The sequence below is a fragment of the Thalassospira sp. A40-3 genome (genome assembly GCF_015871485.1).
In the GTDB taxonomy this organism is placed as follows: domain Bacteria; phylum Pseudomonadota; class Alphaproteobacteria; order Rhodospirillales; family Thalassospiraceae; genus Thalassospira; species Thalassospira tepidiphila.
Genome location: NZ_CP065428.1, coordinates 2,668,046 through 2,685,177, shown reverse-complemented (window position 1 = coordinate 2,685,177; position 17,132 = coordinate 2,668,046). Strand labels below are relative to the sequence as shown.

Annotated in this window: 12 protein-coding genes and 3 tRNA genes; all 15 read left to right on the top strand. The window is 54.9% G+C overall.

The window, feature by feature from the left end; translation table 11 throughout:
- Positions 1–34 precede the first annotated feature (34 nt).
- Positions 35–119: transfer RNA gene (locus IT893_RS12375), tRNA-Tyr, on the top strand.
- A 36-nt stretch (positions 120–155) separates the two neighbouring features.
- A tRNA-Gly gene (locus tag IT893_RS12370) sits at positions 156–229 on the top strand.
- Positions 230–310: 81 nt separating this feature from the next.
- Positions 311–1,501 (top strand): elongation factor Tu, encoded by a 1,191-nt coding sequence (tuf, locus tag IT893_RS12365; protein ID WP_120225142.1) that lies wholly within the window; start codon positions 311–313, stop codon positions 1,499–1,501.
- 131 nt (positions 1,502–1,632) lie between these two features.
- Positions 1,633–1,708, top strand: a tRNA-Trp gene (locus IT893_RS12360).
- Positions 1,709–1,758: 50 nt separating this feature from the next.
- Entirely contained in the window at positions 1,759–1,956 is a 198-nt protein-coding gene (gene secE, locus IT893_RS12355; RefSeq protein ID WP_040824880.1) for a preprotein translocase subunit SecE, read from the top strand.
- A 2-nt stretch (positions 1,957–1,958) separates the two neighbouring features.
- Complete coding sequence (gene nusG / locus IT893_RS12350; protein WP_008892331.1) at positions 1,959–2,489, top strand: transcription termination/antitermination protein NusG; 531 nt, start codon at positions 1,959–1,961, stop codon at positions 2,487–2,489.
- A gap of 107 nt (positions 2,490–2,596) precedes the next feature.
- A complete protein-coding gene (gene rplK, locus IT893_RS12345) occupies positions 2,597–3,025 on the top strand; it encodes a 50S ribosomal protein L11 (protein ID WP_008892332.1) in 429 nt (142 codons plus the stop codon).
- 4 nt (positions 3,026–3,029) lie between these two features.
- A complete protein-coding gene (gene rplA / locus IT893_RS12340; protein WP_063087032.1) occupies positions 3,030–3,728 on the top strand; it encodes a 50S ribosomal protein L1 in 699 nt (232 codons plus the stop codon).
- 279 nt (positions 3,729–4,007) lie between these two features.
- Positions 4,008–4,526, top strand: coding sequence for a 50S ribosomal protein L10 (rplJ, locus tag IT893_RS12335; RefSeq protein ID WP_008892334.1), 519 nt, complete (start codon positions 4,008–4,010; stop codon positions 4,524–4,526).
- A gap of 55 nt (positions 4,527–4,581) precedes the next feature.
- Positions 4,582–4,959 (top strand): 50S ribosomal protein L7/L12, encoded by a 378-nt coding sequence (rplL, locus tag IT893_RS12330; protein WP_063087031.1) that lies wholly within the window; start codon positions 4,582–4,584, stop codon positions 4,957–4,959.
- A gap of 378 nt (positions 4,960–5,337) precedes the next feature.
- Positions 5,338–9,504, top strand: a complete 4,167-nt coding sequence (rpoB, locus tag IT893_RS12325) for a DNA-directed RNA polymerase subunit beta (protein WP_063087030.1) — start codon at positions 5,338–5,340, stop codon at positions 9,502–9,504.
- Positions 9,505–9,612: 108 nt separating this feature from the next.
- On the top strand, positions 9,613–13,800 hold the full coding sequence (gene rpoC, locus IT893_RS12320) for a DNA-directed RNA polymerase subunit beta' (protein ID WP_008892338.1): 4,188 nt from the start codon (positions 9,613–9,615) through the stop codon (positions 13,798–13,800).
- A gap of 371 nt (positions 13,801–14,171) precedes the next feature.
- Complete coding sequence (gene rpsL, locus IT893_RS12315) at positions 14,172–14,543, top strand: 30S ribosomal protein S12 (protein ID WP_008892339.1); 372 nt, start codon at positions 14,172–14,174, stop codon at positions 14,541–14,543.
- A gap of 12 nt (positions 14,544–14,555) precedes the next feature.
- Positions 14,556–15,023 (top strand): 30S ribosomal protein S7, encoded by a 468-nt coding sequence (rpsG, locus tag IT893_RS12310; RefSeq protein ID WP_007092426.1) that lies wholly within the window; start codon positions 14,556–14,558, stop codon positions 15,021–15,023.
- Positions 15,024–15,050: 27 nt separating this feature from the next.
- Entirely contained in the window at positions 15,051–17,132 is a 2,082-nt protein-coding gene (fusA, locus tag IT893_RS12305; RefSeq protein ID WP_008892340.1) for an elongation factor G, read from the top strand.

The window sequence follows — 17,132 nt, the reverse complement described above, 5'->3', positions numbered from 1 at the left end:
CGGGGTCAAACCCGGATGGCGTTACGACCCTGATGGAGGGGTGGCAGAGCGGTCAAATGCAGCGGACTGTAAATCCGCCGACTTAGTCTACGCAGGTTCGAATCCTGCCCCCTCCACCACTCTCTCGCCCTCGCGAGAGCTCGCAGCATAAATATGCGGGTGTAGCTCAATGGTAGAGCAGAAGCCTTCCAAGCTTACGACGAGGGTTCGATTCCCTTCACCCGCTCCAATATTCTTATGATGCAACCCGTCGGCTCGTGCGGTGGGTTACTACGTGTTTTTTTGGTTCGGATAATAGGATCTGAGGGCAATGGCCAAGGAAAAGTTTGAGCGTACAAAACCGCACGTTAACGTTGGCACTATCGGCCACGTTGACCACGGTAAAACCACGCTGACCGCAGCAATCACCAAAGTTCTGGCAGAAGCCGGTGGCGCTTCGTTCCAGGACTACAGCATGATCGACAAAGCACCGGAAGAGAAAGCTCGTGGTATCACGATCTCGACCGCGCACGTTGAGTATGAGACCGAGAACCGTCACTACGCACACGTCGACTGCCCGGGCCACGCTGACTATGTTAAAAACATGATCACTGGTGCGGCACAGATGGACGGCGGTATCCTCGTCGTTTCGGCTGCTGATGGCCCGATGCCGCAGACCCGTGAGCACATCCTGCTCGCACGTCAGGTTGGTGTTCCGGCTCTCGTCGTCTTCATGAACAAAGTTGACCAGGTCGACGACGAAGAGCTTCTCGAGCTCGTCGAAATGGAAATCCGTGAACTTCTGTCGTCCTATGACTTCCCGGGCGACGATATTCCGATCGTCAAGGGCTCTGCTCTTGCTGCTCTGGAAGGTCGCGATGATGAAATCGGCAAAAACGCTATCCTCGAACTGATGAAAGCGGTTGACGACTACATCCCGGCTCCTGAGCGTCCGAAAGACAAGCCGTTCCTGATGCCGATCGAAGACGTGTTCTCGATCTCGGGTCGTGGTACGGTTGTAACCGGTCGTGTTGAAACCGGCGTTGTTAAAGTTGGCGAAGAGATTGAAATCGTCGGCATTAAAGACACCGTTAAAACCACCGTTACCGGCGTTGAAATGTTCCGCAAGCTGCTCGACCAGGGCGAAGCTGGCGACAACATTGGCGCGCTGCTGCGTGGTACCAAACGTGAAGACGTCGAGCGTGGCCAGGTTCTGGCACACGTTGGCTCGATCACCCCGCACACCAAATTCGAAGCAGAAGCCTACATCCTGACCAAGGATGAAGGTGGCCGTCACACGCCGTTCTTCTCGAACTACCGTCCGCAGTTCTACTTCCGTACGACTGACGTAACCGGTTCGATCGAGCTGCCGGCTGGCACCGAAATGGTTATGCCGGGCGACAACGTTCAGATGACCGCAACTCTCATTGCACCGATTGCAATGGACGAAGGTCTGCGTTTCGCAATCCGTGAAGGCGGTCGTACCGTCGGTGCGGGTGTTGTTGCGAAAATCATCGAATAATTTTTGAGATTTTGCACGATTGAGTGCTTGATCTTGGATGTGCGGGCGGCTATAACCCGCCCGCACACCCCGCCACCCGGGCGGGATTTAGTCAGGAAGAAGATAAGCTTTTCAACTTTCTGATGTCTTGTAGGAGTGTAGCTCAGTTGGTAGAGCATCGGTCTCCAAAACCGAGTGTCGGGGGTTCGAGTCCCTCCTCTCCTGCCACTTTTTCCGGGTTGTGAAATAAAGCATTAGAAAGCGGTGTAACCCCGACAATGGCTAAAACGTCGCCAGCACAATTCGTACAGCAGGTCCGCTCCGAAGCGAAAAAAGTTTCGTGGCCGTCCCGTAAGGAAACGACTGTTTCGACCATCATGGTTTTTGTGATGGTTGCTCTTGCGTCTGTTTTCTTCTTTGTTGTCGATCAGCTCCTCGCATGGGGTGTTAAGCTGGTCTTTGGTGTTGGGGGTTGATTATGGCGCATCGCTGGTACGTTTTGCACGTTCACTCCGGTTTTGAGAAAAAGGTCGCCCAGTCGATCCGCGAACAGGCCATCAAGAAAGGTCTGGAAGGCGAGATCGAAGAAGTTCTGGTGCCGACCGAAGAAACTGTCGAGGTGCGTCGCGGCGCAAAGGTCAATGCCGAGCGGAAGTTTTTCCCGGGCTATGTCCTGCTGAAGATGGATCTCACTGACGAAAGCTGGCATCTGGTGAAAAACACCGCCAAGGTTACCGATTTCCTCGGCAGCCGTGGCAAGCCGATGCCGATTTCCGAAAAGGAAGCTCAGCACATTCTGCATCAGGTGCAGGAAGGTGTTGATCGTCCGAAGCCGACCATCGCATTCGATATCGGCGAGGAAGTACGTGTTTCCGACGGTCCGTTTGCATCGTTTAACGGGATTGTCGAAGGGGTTGATGAAGAACGTGCGCGCCTGAAGGTGTCTGTTTCGATCTTCGGTCGTTCAACTCCGGTCGAGCTGGAATACACCCAGGTCGAGAAGCTTTAAAAAAAACGATCTTGAAAATTTAAGTCGCTGCTTGTATACGCAGGCAGCAATCAAGGCGCGGGAGGTCAGCCATGGCCGTACCGCGCGCTTCTTTAAGAGGTACCCTAATGGCGAAGAAAATCGACGGCTATCTTAAGCTGCAGATTCCCGCCGGCAAAGCCAACCCGTCGCCGCCTGTCGGCCCGGCTCTTGGTCAGCGCGGCGTGAACATCATGGAATTCTGCAAGGCGTTCAACGCAGCGACCCAGCAGATGGAACCTGGTATGCCGATTCCGGTCGTCATCACCGTTTATTCCGACCGTTCCTTCTCTTTCGTAACCAAAACCCCGCCGGCATCCTACTTCCTGAAAAAGGCAGCAGGCATTGCCAAGGGCTCCGGCACCACCGGTAAAGGTTATGTTGGTAAAGTAACCAAAGCACAGGTCAAAGAAATCGCAGAAGCCAAAATGGCTGACCTCAACGCGTTTGACGTTGATGGCGCGATGGCAATGATCGAGGGCTCTGCCCGTGCGATGGGTCTCGAGGTTGTGGAGTAAGACGATGGCCAAGACTGGTAAACGCCTTGCCCAGGCCTATGAGGGCATCGACCGTAACACCCAGTACGAACTTGCAGCTGCTGTAAAGCTCGTCAAAGAAGGTGCAAAAGCCAAATTCGATGAAACCATCGAAATGGCCATGAACCTTGGTGTTGATCCGCGTCACGCTGACCAGATGGTCCGTGGTGTTGTTTCCCTGCCGCATGGTACCGGTAAAACCATGCGCGTTGCTGTCTTCGCAAAAGAAGCCAAAGCAGAAGAAGCCCAGAAAGCTGGTGCAGACGCTGTTGGCGCCGAAGACCTGATGGAAGCGATGCAGAAAGGCGATCTGAACTATGATCGCGTTATTGCAACCCCGGACATGATGGCTGTTGTCGGCCGTCTCGGTAAGGTACTCGGCCCGCGCGGCCTGATGCCGAACCCGAAACTCGGCACCGTAACCATGGATGTTGCGACCGCTGTTTCCGACGCAAAAGCTGGCCAGGTCCAGTTCCGCGCCGAGAAAAACGGTATCGTTCATGCAGGTATCGGCAAGGCATCGTTCAGCGAAGAGCAGATCCTTGAGAATGCAAAAGCATTCGTCGATGCGATCGTTAAAGCAAAACCGACAGGCGCAAAAGGTGTTTACCTGCAGCGCGCTGCGATCAGCTCCACCATGGGTGCTGGCGTGAAACTGTCGATTGCTGACATCGCGTCGAAGTAAGAAATTTCGAATTCTGACCGGTCTTCGGATCGGTCAGGACCGGAGAGGGCTCAGTGCCCTCTCTACCTGTCTGTCCCAGACTGCAGGTGAGTGGGATTTGCCACTCTTAATTCCCTGCATAGGCAGAGGTTCCGGTTCTTAGTTTTCCCCATCGGGGATTCACACAAGGCTTGAACATCTGGCAAACGGACGGGCGTCACAGACCAGTTCGAAAGGACTGGTCGCGTCTGTGAACCTCCTTGTGGGGTTCAGGGCAATAAGCAATGTCGGAGACTAAAAGTGAACCGCGATGAAAAACAACAGTTCGTAGCAGAAATGCGCGAAGTGTTCGAAGGTGCGGAAGGCGTCGTCATCACCCAGTATAAGGGTCTGACGGTTGCTGAAATCACCGCTCTTCGTGCACAGATGCGTGATTCTGGTGCGGGCTTCAAGGTCACCAAAAACCGGCTTACGCGACTTGCTCTGGAAGGCACCAAATTTGCTGGTCTTGCAGACTACTTCACCGGTCCGACCGCGATTGGCTATTCAGCTGATCCGGCTTCGGTCGCAAAAGTAGCCTCCGAGTTCGCGAAATCCAACGACAAGCTGGTTCTTGTTGCTGGTGCCATCGGCGAACAGGTTCTCGATGAACAGGGCATCAAAGCTCTGGCAGAACTGCCGTCGCTGGACGAACTTCGTGCGAAACTGGTTGGTATGATCCAGACCCCGGCACAGCGTATCGCTACGCTGACCTCCAAGCCGGCGGGCCAGATCGCCCAGGTGCTGAAGGCATATGCCGACAAAGGCGAAGCCGCGTAAACCAAAGTAATCAGATATCTCAGATATCTAAGTTCAAGCCTAGGAGTATAGTAAAATGGCCGATCTTAAGGCACTCGTTGACGAGCTTTCCAAGCTCACCGTTCTTGAAGCTGCAGAACTTTCCAAAATGCTCGAAGAAGAGTGGGGCGTTTCCGCCGCTGCTCCGGTAGCTGTTGCTGCTGCTGGTGGCGCTGCTGCCGGTGGTGCTGCTGCTGAAGAAAAAACCGAATTCGACGTTATCCTCGCTTCTGCTGGCGACAAGAAAATCAACGTCATTAAAGAAGTACGCGGCATCACCGGTCTTGGCCTCAAAGAAGCCAAAGACCTGGTTGAAGGCGCTCCGAAAGCCGTCAAAGAAGGCGTTGCTAAGGACGAAGCCGAAGAAATCAAGAAGAAGCTGGAAGAAGCCGGCGCAACCGTCGAACTCAAATAATCGACGGCTTCTTGCCAAGGTCTGGGTCGGCGTCCTTCGGGCGCCGGCCCTTCCGTCTCTGTGCACTACGGCAATCGTGCCGAGCCCGTGCAGAGGCGCGAACAGGAATTTAACGGTTGACGCTGCCAAAGGTAATCGTACATAACGTAAGGCCGTTTAGGTCAGAGGTTATCTTTGACGGCGTCGACAGCCGAGGGATCAGTGATCTCAATCAAGTTGGATGTCAAATAACATCCACAGTCATAATCAAGTGAACGCCCGCCCCGTACGGGGCTCGGGCGTCGTTGTGCTGTATGCGTTTTGCGCGACTCGCAAACGTGACAGAGCAGGGACGAACGAGTTCGGACGGTGTGGGGAGGCGCGATTAAAGGAACGATGATGGATAAGTCCTTTACTGGTCGAAAGCGCATCCGCAAAAGCTTTGGACGGATCAGCGAAGTCGCTCCGCTCCCGAATCTCATCGAGGTTCAAAAGAATTCCTACGATAAGTTTTTGCAGACCGGAATCTCGCAGGAGCAGCGAGACGATGCAGGTCTTCAGGAAGTATTCAAGAGCGTCTTTCCGATTAAAGATTTTTCGGAACGCGCAACTCTTGAATTTGTTTCCTATGAGCTTGAGCAGCCCAAATACGATACCGAAGAGTGCCGCCAGCGTGGTATGACCTTTGCCGCACCGCTGCGCGTTACCCTGCGTCTGGTTGTCTGGGATATCGACGAGGACACGGGTGCCCGTTCGATCCGCGATATCAAGGAACAAGACGTTTACATGGGCGACATGCCGCTCATGACCGAACACGGTACCTTTATCGTGAACGGCACCGAGCGTGTGATTGTTTCCCAGATGCACCGTTCGCCGGGCGTCTTCTTCGACCATGACAAGGGCAAGAGCCACAGCTCGGGCAAATATCTGTTTGCCGCACGTGTCATTCCGTATCGTGGTTCCTGGCTCGATTTCGAATTCGATGCCAAAGACATTCTTTACGTCCGTATCGACCGTCGCCGCAAACTGCCGGCGACCACGCTGCTTATGGCTCTTGAAAACGAAGAGTCCGAACAGCTGCGTGCACAGCGTGCCGAAGAAGGCCGTTCTGTCGATCCGTCGGAAATCGAAGGTCTGACCCCGGAAGAAATCCTCAACTATTACTATGAGTCGGCTGAATACCGCCGCACCAAGGATGGTTGGGTTACCGATTTCAGCGTCGAGCGTTACATTGGCCAGAAGCTTGTCTTCGATCTGATCGATGCCAAAAGCGGCGAAGTTGTTGCTGCGGCTGGTTCCAAGATCACCAAGCGTTCTGCTGGTAAAATCGCCGAACAGGGTGTCACCGAGATCCTCGTGCCCGAAGAGCAGCTTAACGGCTGGTTCATGGCTGATGACCTCATCGATGGTGAAACCGGCGAGATCCTGGCAGAAGCCGGCCACGAACTGACCGAGGAAGTGTTCGAGCAGCTGAAAGAATGGGGTGTTGATTCCGTTCGTCTGCTGATGATCGACCACAACCAGGTTGGTCCGTATCTGCGCAACACCATGGCGCTGGACAAGAACAGCAACCGCGAAGAAGCCCTTGTGGACATCTATCGCGTGATGCGCCCGGGCGAACCGCCGACCCTCGAGGGTGCGGAAGCCATGTTCAAGGGCCTGTTCTTCGATTCAGAGCGTTATGACCTTTCCGCGGTTGGCCGCGTGAAAATGAATGCGCGTCTGAACCTCGAATGTGCAGACACCGTTCGTATCCTGCGTCGCGAAGACATTCTGGAAGTCGTCCGTGTTCTGATCGACCTGAAAGACGGTCGTGGCGAGATTGACGATATTGACCACCTCGGTAACCGTCGTCTGCGTTCGGTTGGCGAGCTGATGGAAAACCAGTTCCGCGTTGGTCTGCTGCGTATGGAACGTGCGATCCGCGAGCGTATGAGCTCGGTCGAGATCGACAACGTCATGCCGCATGACCTGATCAATGCCAAGCCGGTTGCGGCTGCTGTACGTGAATTCTTCGGCTCCTCGCAGCTGTCGCAGTTCATGGACCAGACCAACCCGCTTTCGGAAATTACCCACAAACGTCGTCTTTCGGCGCTTGGCCCGGGTGGTTTGACCCGTGAGCGTGCAGGCTTTGAAGTGCGTGACGTTCATCCGACCCACTATGGTCGTATCTGCCCGGTTGAAACGCCGGAAGGTCCGAACATTGGTCTGATCAACTCGCTGGCGACCTTTGCCCGCGTCAACCAGTACGGCTTCATCGAAAGCCCGTATCGTAAGGTTGTCGACGGCAACGTCACCGCAGAGGTTATTTACCTCTCGGCGATCGAAGAAGGCCGTTATGTCATCGCGCAGGCAAACGAACCGCTTAACGCTGACTTCAGCTTCACCAACGAACTGATCAACACCCGTAAGGCCGGTGACCACTACATGGCCCGCTCCGAAGAGATCGACCTGATGGACGTCTCGCCGAAGCAGCTGGTATCGGTCGCATCCGCGCTCATTCCGTTCCTCGAGAACGATGACGCGAACCGCGCACTGATGGGCTCGAACATGCAGCGTCAGGCGGTTCCGTTGATCCGCTCCGAGGCTCCGTATGTCGGGACCGGTATGGAAGTTCCGGTGGCACGTGATTCGGGTGCAACCCTGATCGCACGCCGTGATGGTGTTGTTGAATCCGTTGACGCGACCCGTATGGTCATTCGCGCAACTGGTGACATTGCTGCTTCGGAATCGGGTGTCGATATTTACACCCTGCTGAAATATCAGCGTTCCAACCAGGGCAGCTGCATCAACCAGCGTCCGCTGGTGAAAGTTGGCGATGTTGTCCAGAAGGGTGACATCATTTCGGATGGTCCGTGTACCGATATGGGTGAACTGGCTCTCGGCCGTAACGTGCTCGTCGCGTTCATGCCGTGGAACGGTTACAACTTCGAGGACTCCATCCTTCTGTCCGAACGTATTGCCCGCGATGACGTCTATACCTCGATCCACATCGAGGAATTCGAAGTCATGGCCCGCGATACCAAGCTCGGTCAGGAAGAAATCACCCGTGATATTCCGAACGTCGGTGAAGAAGCGCTCAAAAACCTCGACGAGGCGGGCATTGTCTACATCGGTGCGGAAATCAAACCGGGCGATATCCTCGTCGGTAAGGTAACGCCGAAGGGCGAAAGCCCGATGACGCCGGAAGAAAAACTTCTGCGCGCCATCTTCGGTGAAAAAGCATCTGACGTTCGCGATACCTCGCTTCGTGTCCCGCCGGGACAGTTCGGTACCATTGTTGAAGTCCGCGTGTTCTCACGTCGTGGCGTTGACAAGGACGAACGTGCTCTGGCGATCGAACGCGCAGAAATCGAACGTCTCGCTCAGGACCGCGACGACGAACGCGCGATCCTCGAGCGTAACTTCTATGGTCGTTTGCAGAACCTTCTGGTTGGTCAGAAACTGGTCGATGGTCCGAAGGGCCTGACCGGCGAGTTGACCGAAGAAAGCCTGTCGGGTGTTGCCCGTGGTCTTTGGCGCCAGATCGCTGTTGCAGATGACAATGTCATGTCTGACATCGAAGCTCTGAAAAAACAGTTCGAGGAATCGATTGCTGTTCTTCAGGCCCGCTTCGATGACAAGGTCGACAAACTGCAGGCCGGTGACGAACTGCCGCCGGGCGTGATGAAGATGGTCAAAGTCTTCGTCGCAGTTAAACGTAAAATGCAGCCGGGTGATAAAATGGCCGGCCGTCACGGGAACAAGGGTGTCGTATCGCGCATTATGCCGGTTGAAGACATGCCGCACCTCGAAGACGGTACGCCGGTCGATATCGTTTTGAACCCGCTGGGTGTTCCGTCGCGTATGAACGTCGGCCAGATCCTTGAAACCCACCTTGGTTGGGCATCTCGTGGTCTGGGTGAACAGATCGGCGAACTCGTCGATGCTGTTGCAGATGGTCGTGGCGAGATGGATGACCTGCGCAGCAAGCTTAATGATGTCTATGAAGGCGAAGAATACATCGCCGGCATCAAAGAGCTTTCTGATGGCGAAGTCATTGAACTTGGTAACAACCTGCGTCGCGGCGTCCCGATGGCCACCCCGGTCTTCGACGGTGCCCGTGAGCCGGATGTTGTTCGTATGCTTGAAAAAGCAGGCCTTGATGGTTCTGGCCAGGTCGACCTCTATGACGGTCGTACCGGTGAGAAATTCCATCGCAAGGTGACAGTGGGCTATATCTACATGCTCAAACTGCACCACTTGGTCGACGACAAGATCCACGCACGTTCGATTGGTCCGTACTCTCTTGTTACCCAGCAGCCGCTGGGTGGTAAGGCGCAGTTCGGTGGCCAGCGTTTCGGGGAGATGGAAGTGTGGGCACTCGAAGCTTACGGTGCTGCATACACCCTCCAGGAAATGCTTACGGTCAAGTCGGATGACGTTTCGGGCCGTACCAAGGTCTACGAAGCCATTGTTCGCGGCGAAGACACCTTCGAAGCCGGCATTCCGGAATCCTTTAACGTTCTCGTTAAAGAACTCCGTTCGCTTGGCCTCAATGTCGAGCTTGAGCAGAACGATTTCTAAGTGTTTGGCTGACAGGGGTGCCCATCCGGGCATCCCGGTCGCCAAATCGCATCTTTCGGCCTGAAATTGGCGAAACCCGGCGAGACCGGGCATAGCGGGAGAGCCTTTATGAACGAGTTGATGAAGATCTTCGGGCAGCCGCAGGGCACCCAGAGCTTCGATCAGATCCGGATTCAGATTGCCAGCCCGGAGCGTATCCGCTCCTGGTCGTTCGGCGAGATCAAGAAACCGGAAACCATCAACTACCGGACCTTCAAACCGGAGCGCGACGGCCTGTTCTGTGCGCGCATTTTTGGTCCGGTGAAGGACTACGAATGCTTGTGCGGCAAGTACAAGCGTATGAAGTATCGCGGCATTATCTGTGAGAAATGCGGCGTCGAAGTGACTCTGGCCAAAGTACGTCGTGAACGTATGGGCCATATCGAACTGGCGGCACCTGTTGCCCACATCTGGTTCATGAAGTCGCTGCCGAGCCGTCTGGGTCTGCTGCTGGACATGACGCTCAAGGATCTTGAGCGCATTCTGTACTTCGAAAACTATGTGGTTATCGAACCGGGCCTTACCCCGCTTAAAATGGGTGAGCTCCTGTCCGAAGACCAGTATATGACCGCCCAGGAAGAATATGGCGAAGACAGCTTCCGCGCCGGCATCGGTGCAGAGGCCATCCGCGATATGCTTGCGGCGATCGACCTTGATGAAGAACGCGAAACCGCGAAAATCGACCTCAAGGAAACCAATTCCGAAGCCAAGCGCAAGAAGCTGGTCAAGCGTCTCAAGCTGATTGAGGCGTTCCAGGAATCTGGCGCACGCCCGGAATGGATGATCCTTGAAGTGATCCCGGTTATCCCGCCGGAACTGCGCCCGCTGGTTCCGCTGGATGGCGGCCGTTTCGCGACCTCGGATCTCAACGACCTTTACCGTCGTGTGATCAACCGTAACAACCGTCTGAAGCGCCTGATCGAGCTTCGTGCGCCTGATATCATCGTGCGTAACGAAAAACGTATGCTTCAGGAATCGGTTGACGCGCTGTTTGATAACGGCCGTCGCGGTCGTCCGATCACCGGTGCCAACAAGCGTCCGCTCAAATCGATGTCGGACATGCTTAAAGGTAAGCAGGGTCGTTTCCGCCAGAACCTTCTGGGTAAACGCGTCGACTATTCCGGTCGTTCGGTTATTACCGTGGGTCCGAACCTGAAACTGCACCAGTGCGGTCTGCCGAAGAAAATGGCGCTCGAACTGTTCAAGCCGTTCGTTTACGCGAAGCTGGAACTGTACGGGATGGCGACCACCATCAAGGCTGCAAAGCGCATGGTGGAAAAAGAGCGTGCCGAAGTTTGGGATATCCTTGAACAGGTTATCCGTGAACACCCGGTCATGCTTAACCGCGCACCGACGCTGCACCGTCTTGGTATTCAGGCGTTCGAGCCTACCCTGATCGAAGGTAAGGCCATCCAGCTGCACCCGCTCGTTTGTACTGCGTTTAACGCGGACTTCGACGGTGACCAGATGGCTGTTCACGTACCGCTGTCGCTTGAAGCCCAGCTTGAAGCACGTACCCTGATGATGTCGACCAACAACATCCTGTCGCCGGCATCGGGTAAACCGATCATCGTGCCGTCGCAGGACATCGTCCTTGGTCTGTACTACATCTCCATGGAGCGTGATGGTCAGCCGGGCGAGGGCATGTCGTTTGTCAACATCGCCGAGATCGAGCAGGCACTGGATGAAGGTGTTGTAAACCTGCATTCCAAGGTCAATGCCCGTTACCACACGGTTGATGAAAACAATGAACCGATCACTGTTCGTGTTGCCACCACCCCGGGCCGCATGTTGCTGTCGGAACTTCTGCCGCGTCATCCGCGCATTCCGTTCTCGACCATCAACAAGCTGCTGACCAAGAAAGACGTCTCGAACGTTATCGACGTCGTCTATCGTCACTGTGGCCAGAAAGAGACCGTTATCTTTGCTGACCGCATGATGGGCCTTGGTTTCAACTGGGCATGTAAAGCCGGTATTTCGTTTGGTAAGGATGACATGATCATTCCGGACGCCAAGGAAAAGCTGGTTGGCGAGACCCATGAAAAGGTCAAGGAATACGAGCAGCAGTACCAGGATGGTCTCATCACCCGTGGTGAGAAATACAACAAGGTTGTTGACGCCTGGGCACAGTGCACCGACGACGTTTCCGAAGCGATGATGAAAGTCATCTCGGCAACGGCTGAAGGTGACAATGTGAACTCGGTTTACATGATGGCGCACTCCGGTGCTCGTGGTTCTGCCGCCCAGATGCGTCAGCTGGCTGCTATGCGTGGCCTGATGGCGAAACCGGATGGCTCGATCATCGAGACGCCGATTATTTCGAACTTTAAAGAAGGCCTGACCGTGCAGGAGTACTTCAACTCCACTCACGGTGCTCGTAAAGGTCTGGCTGATACCGCACTGAAAACGGCGAACTCGGGTTATCTGACCCGTCGTCTCGTTGACGTGGCCCAGGACTGCATCATCACTCAGCATGATTGCGGTACCGATCGTGGTCTCGACATCGCAGCCGTCGTCGACTCCGGTGAGGTTATCGAAACCCTTTCCGATCGTATCCTCGGTCGTTTCACCGCTGACGAGATTGTCAATCCGTCGACCGGTGAAATCATCGTACCGAAGAACGAAATGGTCGAAGAAGATCACCTTGATCTGATCGAAAAGGCTGGCGTCGAAATGGCGCGTATCCGTTCGGTTCTGACCTGTGACGCCGAAACCGGTGTTTGCGGCCATTGCTATGGTCGTGACCTGGCCCGCGGTACCACGGTCAACATCGGTGAAGCTGTCGGTGTTATCGCCGCACAGTCGATCGGTGAGCCGGGTACCCAGCTGACCATGCGTACGTTCCACATTGGTGGTGCCGCGCAGCGTGGTGCGGAAGTTTCCGGTGTCGAAGCAAACTTCGATGCCACCGTGAAACTGAAAAACCGCGCGGTTGTTGAGAACTCGTCGGGCGTGAACATCGTCATGGCGCGTAACCTCGAGATCCTGTTGATCGACAAGACCGGTCGTGAACGTGCGAAATATCGTGTTCCGTATGGTGCGAAACTTCTGACCGATGAAGGCGCGCAGGTTACCCGTGGCCAGAAACTGGCTGAATGGGATCCGTACACCCTGCCGATCATCACCGAGAAAGAAGGTTACGTGAACTATGTTGACCTTCTCGAGAACGTAACCATTCGCGAAGTCTATGACGAAGCGACCGGTATCGCCTCGAAGACGGTTATCGACTGGAAGAGCATGCCGAAGGCATCCGACCTTAAGCCGCGCGTTACCCTGCGTAACGAAAACGGCGAGGTCATCAACCTGGATAACGGTCTCGAAGCCCGTTACTTCCTCTCGGTTGATGCTATTCTCTCGGTCGAGAACGGTCAGAAGGTCGCCGCTGGTGACGTGCTTGCGCGTATCCCGCGTGAAGGTTCGAAAACCCGTGACATTACCGGTGGTCTGCCGCGCGTTGCCGAGCTGTTCGAAGCCCGTAAACCGAAAGAACACGCGATTATCTCGGATATCCCGGGTCGCGTAGAATTTGGCAAGGACTACAAGAACAAGCGTCGCGTCGTGGTTCATCCGCTCGAAGACTCGGGTCTGACCGAACCGGTCGAATACCTGATCCCGAAAGGCAAGCACCTTGCCGTTCAGGAAGGCGACTTCGTCGAGCAGGGTGATCAGCTTCTCGATGGTTCACCGGTTCCGCACGACATTCTGCGTGTTATGGGCGTCCCGGCACTGGCAGACTACTTGGTCAACGAGATCCAGGAAGTCTACCGTCTGCAGGGCGTGAAGATTAACGACAAGCACATCGAAGTCATCGTTCGTCAGATGCTGCAGAAAGTGGAAATCACCAAACCGGGTGACACCACGCTTCTGGTTGGCGAAATCATTGACCGCGTTGATTTTGATGCCGAAAACGAACGTGCTCTTAAAGAAGGCGGCGAACTGGCCGAAGGCGCACCGGTCCTCCAGGGGATCACCAAAGCCTCGCTTCAGACGCACTCCTTCATTTCGGCCGCGTCGTTCCAGGAAACCACGCGCGTTCTTACCGAGGCTGCTGTCTCGGGCAAAACCGATACTCTTATCGGTCTGAAAGAGAACGTCATCGTGGGTCGTCTGATCCCGGCTGGTACCGGTGCGGTGATGAACCGCTTCCGTGCACTGGCTGCCGAACGCGACAAAAATGTACAGATCGAAGCAGAAGAGGAAATCGGCGACAACTTTGGTCCGCAATCCGATACTGCTTCACTGCCGGCAGGCGAATAAGTTCGTCGCGTCAGACAGTTAAAAAGAATCAGAAACGAGCCGGAATCTTATCGACGCACCGGCTCGTTTCGGCGTTTGAAGCGCCAACTCGAAGGCCCAGAGGGTTTTGCTTGACGCAAAAGGGGCCCGTCACTAGTATGCGCCCACCGAATCTAGGGGGGTGCAACTGTGCCGGTGCCGTTTTGTGCGGTAGCGGGCGGTTTTCGCCCCCCATCGCTTGAGTGCGACTCTGACGGCCGTCGAGGCAGGAACTCCTGCTTTTATGGGCGTCCGCGCGTGTTTTTGTACTTGTACAAAGACGCGTGGTCGCTCGTCGTGCGTCGATAAGAGCAACGCCCTAGTGGCGTCCGTTAAAGTAAAAGGGAAAGTTAATGCCCACTATTAACCAGTTGATCCGCAAAAAGCGGACTCCGCGCACCCAGCGCGATATGGTTCCGGCACTGGAAGCATGCCCGCAGAAACGCGGCGTTTGCACCCGTGTCTATACCACTACTCCGAAGAAGCCGAACTCGGCACTTCGTAAGGTTGCTCGTGTTCGTTTGACCAACGGCTACGAAGTTACCTCTTACATCCCGGGTGAAGGCCACAACCTGCAAGAACACTCCGTCGTAATGATCCGCGGCGGCCGTGTAAAAGATTTGCCGGGTGTCCGTTACCACATCATTCGCGGTACCCTCGATACGCAGGGTGTCAAAGACCGTAAACAGCGTCGTTCGAAATACGGCGCGAAGCGTCCGAAATAAGGAGCAGCTCAGATGTCACGTCGTCACGCTGCTGAAAAGCGCGAAGTTCTGCCTGACGCCAAATATGGCGATAAGGTTCTGACCAAGTTCATGAACGGTCTGATGCTGGATGGTAAAAAATCCGCAGCTGAAAAGATCGTTTATGGTGCCCTGGAAGTTATGGAAGGCAAGGGTGCAGACCCTGTTGCCCAGTTCCACGAAGCCATGGATAACGTGAAGCCGAACGTCGAAGTTCGTTCGCGCCGTGTTGGTGGTGCTACCTACCAGGTTCCGGTTGAAGTTCGTTCCGAGCGTCGTCAGGCTCTGGCCATTCGTTGGCTGGTTGACGCTGCGCGCAAACGTTCCGAGACCACCATGGTTGGTCGTCTTGCAGGCGAACTGATGGACGCAGCCAATAACCGTGGCTCGGCCGTCAAGAAACGCGAAGATACCCACCGTATGGCCGAAGCCAACAAGGCTTTCGCTCATTATCGCTGGTAACCCAGACCTCAGGATCAAGAGTCGATTATGGTACAACGTACTCCGATCTCTCGGTATCGCAATATTGGCATCATGGCACACATCGATGCTGGTAAAACCACGACAACCGAGCGAATTCTTTTCTACACCGGCAAGTCCTACAAGATCGGCGAAGTCCACGACGGCGCCGCGACCATGGACTGGATGGAACAGGAACAGGAACGCGGCATCACGATTACGTCTGCTGCAACTACCTGCTTCTGGAACGATCACCGTGTTAACATCATTGACACCCCGGGCCACGTTGACTTCACGATTGAAGTTGAACGTTCGCTCCGCGTGCTCGATGGTGCTTGCGCGGTATTCGATGCCGTTTCCGGTGTTGAACCGCAGACCGAAACCGTTTGGCGCCAGGCTGACAAATACCACGTACCGCGTATGTGCTTTGTCAACAAAATGGACCGTACCGGTGCGGACTTCTTCCGTTGCGTTGAGATGATGAAAGAACGTCTCGGTGCCAATGTTGCTGTTATGCAGCTGCCGATTGGTTCCGAAGGCGAATTCGAAGGTGTTGTCGATCTCGTTCGCAACAAGGAAATCGTCTGGAAAGACGAAAGCCTTGGTGCAGAATTCGAATATCGCGACATCCGTGACTCGCTTGCTGACCAGGCTGCGGAATACCGCGAAGCCCTGATCGAACAGGCTGTCGAGTGCGACGAAGCAGCAATGGAAGCTTACCTCGAAGGCGAAATGCCGACCGAGGAAGTTATCAAGAAGTGCATCCGCAAAGGTACGATCGCTGGTAACCTTGTTCCGGTCCTTCTGGGTACCGCGTTCAAGAACAAAGGCGTTCAGCCGCTTCTTGATGCTGTTGTCGACTACATGCCGGCTCCGGATGACATCGACGATGTTCGTGGCGTTAAGCCGAACACCGAAGACGAGCCGGATACCCGTCCGCTGACCGACGAAGCACCGTTCTCGGCTCTTGCGTTTAAGATCATGTCCGACCCGTTCGTCGGTTCCTTGACCTTCATTCGTATCTATTCCGGTGTTCTGGATGCCGGTTCGTATGTTCTCAACTCTGTTAAAGAGAAAAAAGAACGTATCGGCCGTATGCTTCTTATGCATTCAAACAACCGCGAAGAAATCAAATACGCATGCTCGGGCGACATCGTTGCTCTGGTTGGCATGAAGGACACCACCACTGGTGATACCCTTTGTGACCCGGCCAAGCCGATCATTCTCGAGCGTATGGAATTCCCGGATCCGGTTATCGAAATCGCTGTTGAGCCGAAATCGAAAGCCGACCAGGAAAAAATGGGTCTCGCCCTTGCACGTCTTGCACAGGAAGATCCGTCGTTCCGCGTTAAATCCGACCACGAATCCGGCCAGACCATCATTTCGGGTATGGGCGAACTTCACCTCGACATTCTTGTCGATCGTATGAAGCGTGAATTCAAAGTCGAAGCAAACGTCGGCGCGCCGCAGGTTGCTTACCGTGAGACGATCTCGAAAGAAGTCGATATCGACTACACCCACAAAAAACAGTCGGGTGGTTCGGGTCAGTTCGCACGTATCAAGTTGACCTTCACCCCGGGTGAACCGGGTTCGGGCTTCTCCTTCTCCGATACCGTTGTTGGCGGTAACGTTCCGAAGGAATACATCCCGGGCGTACAGAAAGGTCTCGAAAGCTCGCTGCAGAGCGGTGTGATCGCAGGCTTCCCTGTAACCGACTTCTCTATCAAGTTGACGGACGGTGCATACCACGACGTTGACTCGAGCGTCATGGCCTTCGAAATCGCTGCTCGCGCAGCATTCCGCGAAGGTTTGGCAAAAGCTTCTCCGAAGCTGCTCGAGCCGATCATGAAGGTCGAGGTTGTGACCCCGGAAGAATACATGGGCGATATCATTGGCGACCTGAACAGCCGTCGTGGCCAGGTCCGTGACATGGACTCCCGTGGTATTGCACGCGTTGTTAACGCGTTCGTACCGCTGGCGAACATGTTCGGTTACGTCAATACGCTGCGCTCCATGTCCCAGGGCCGTGCCCAGTTCGTGATGCAGTTCGATCATTATGCCGACGTCCCGCAGGCAGTTGCGGACGAAGTCAAAGCCAAATCGGCCGGCTAA

Bases quoted from the DNA above. Each gene is read 5' to 3' on its own strand.
- tuf (WP_120225142.1), top strand. From the start codon at position 311: ATGGCCAAGGAAAAGTTTGAGCGTACAAAACCGCACGTTAACGTTGGC.
- secE (WP_040824880.1), top strand. From the start codon at position 1,759: ATGGCTAAAACGTCGCCAGCACAATTCGTACAGCAGGTCCGCTCCGAA.
- nusG (WP_008892331.1), top strand. From the start codon at position 1,959: ATGGCGCATCGCTGGTACGTTTTGCACGTTCACTCCGGTTTTGAGAAA.
- rplK (WP_008892332.1), top strand. From the start codon at position 2,597: ATGGCGAAGAAAATCGACGGCTATCTTAAGCTGCAGATTCCCGCCGGC.
- rplA (WP_063087032.1), top strand. From the start codon at position 3,030: ATGGCCAAGACTGGTAAACGCCTTGCCCAGGCCTATGAGGGCATCGAC.
- rplL (WP_063087031.1), top strand. From the start codon at position 4,582: ATGGCCGATCTTAAGGCACTCGTTGACGAGCTTTCCAAGCTCACCGTT.
- rpoB (WP_063087030.1), top strand. From the start codon at position 5,338: ATGGATAAGTCCTTTACTGGTCGAAAGCGCATCCGCAAAAGCTTTGGA.
- rpoC (WP_008892338.1), top strand. From the start codon at position 9,613: ATGAACGAGTTGATGAAGATCTTCGGGCAGCCGCAGGGCACCCAGAGC.
- rpsL (WP_008892339.1), top strand. From the start codon at position 14,172: ATGCCCACTATTAACCAGTTGATCCGCAAAAAGCGGACTCCGCGCACC.
- rpsG (WP_007092426.1), top strand. From the start codon at position 14,556: ATGTCACGTCGTCACGCTGCTGAAAAGCGCGAAGTTCTGCCTGACGCC.
- fusA (WP_008892340.1), top strand. From the start codon at position 15,051: ATGGTACAACGTACTCCGATCTCTCGGTATCGCAATATTGGCATCATG.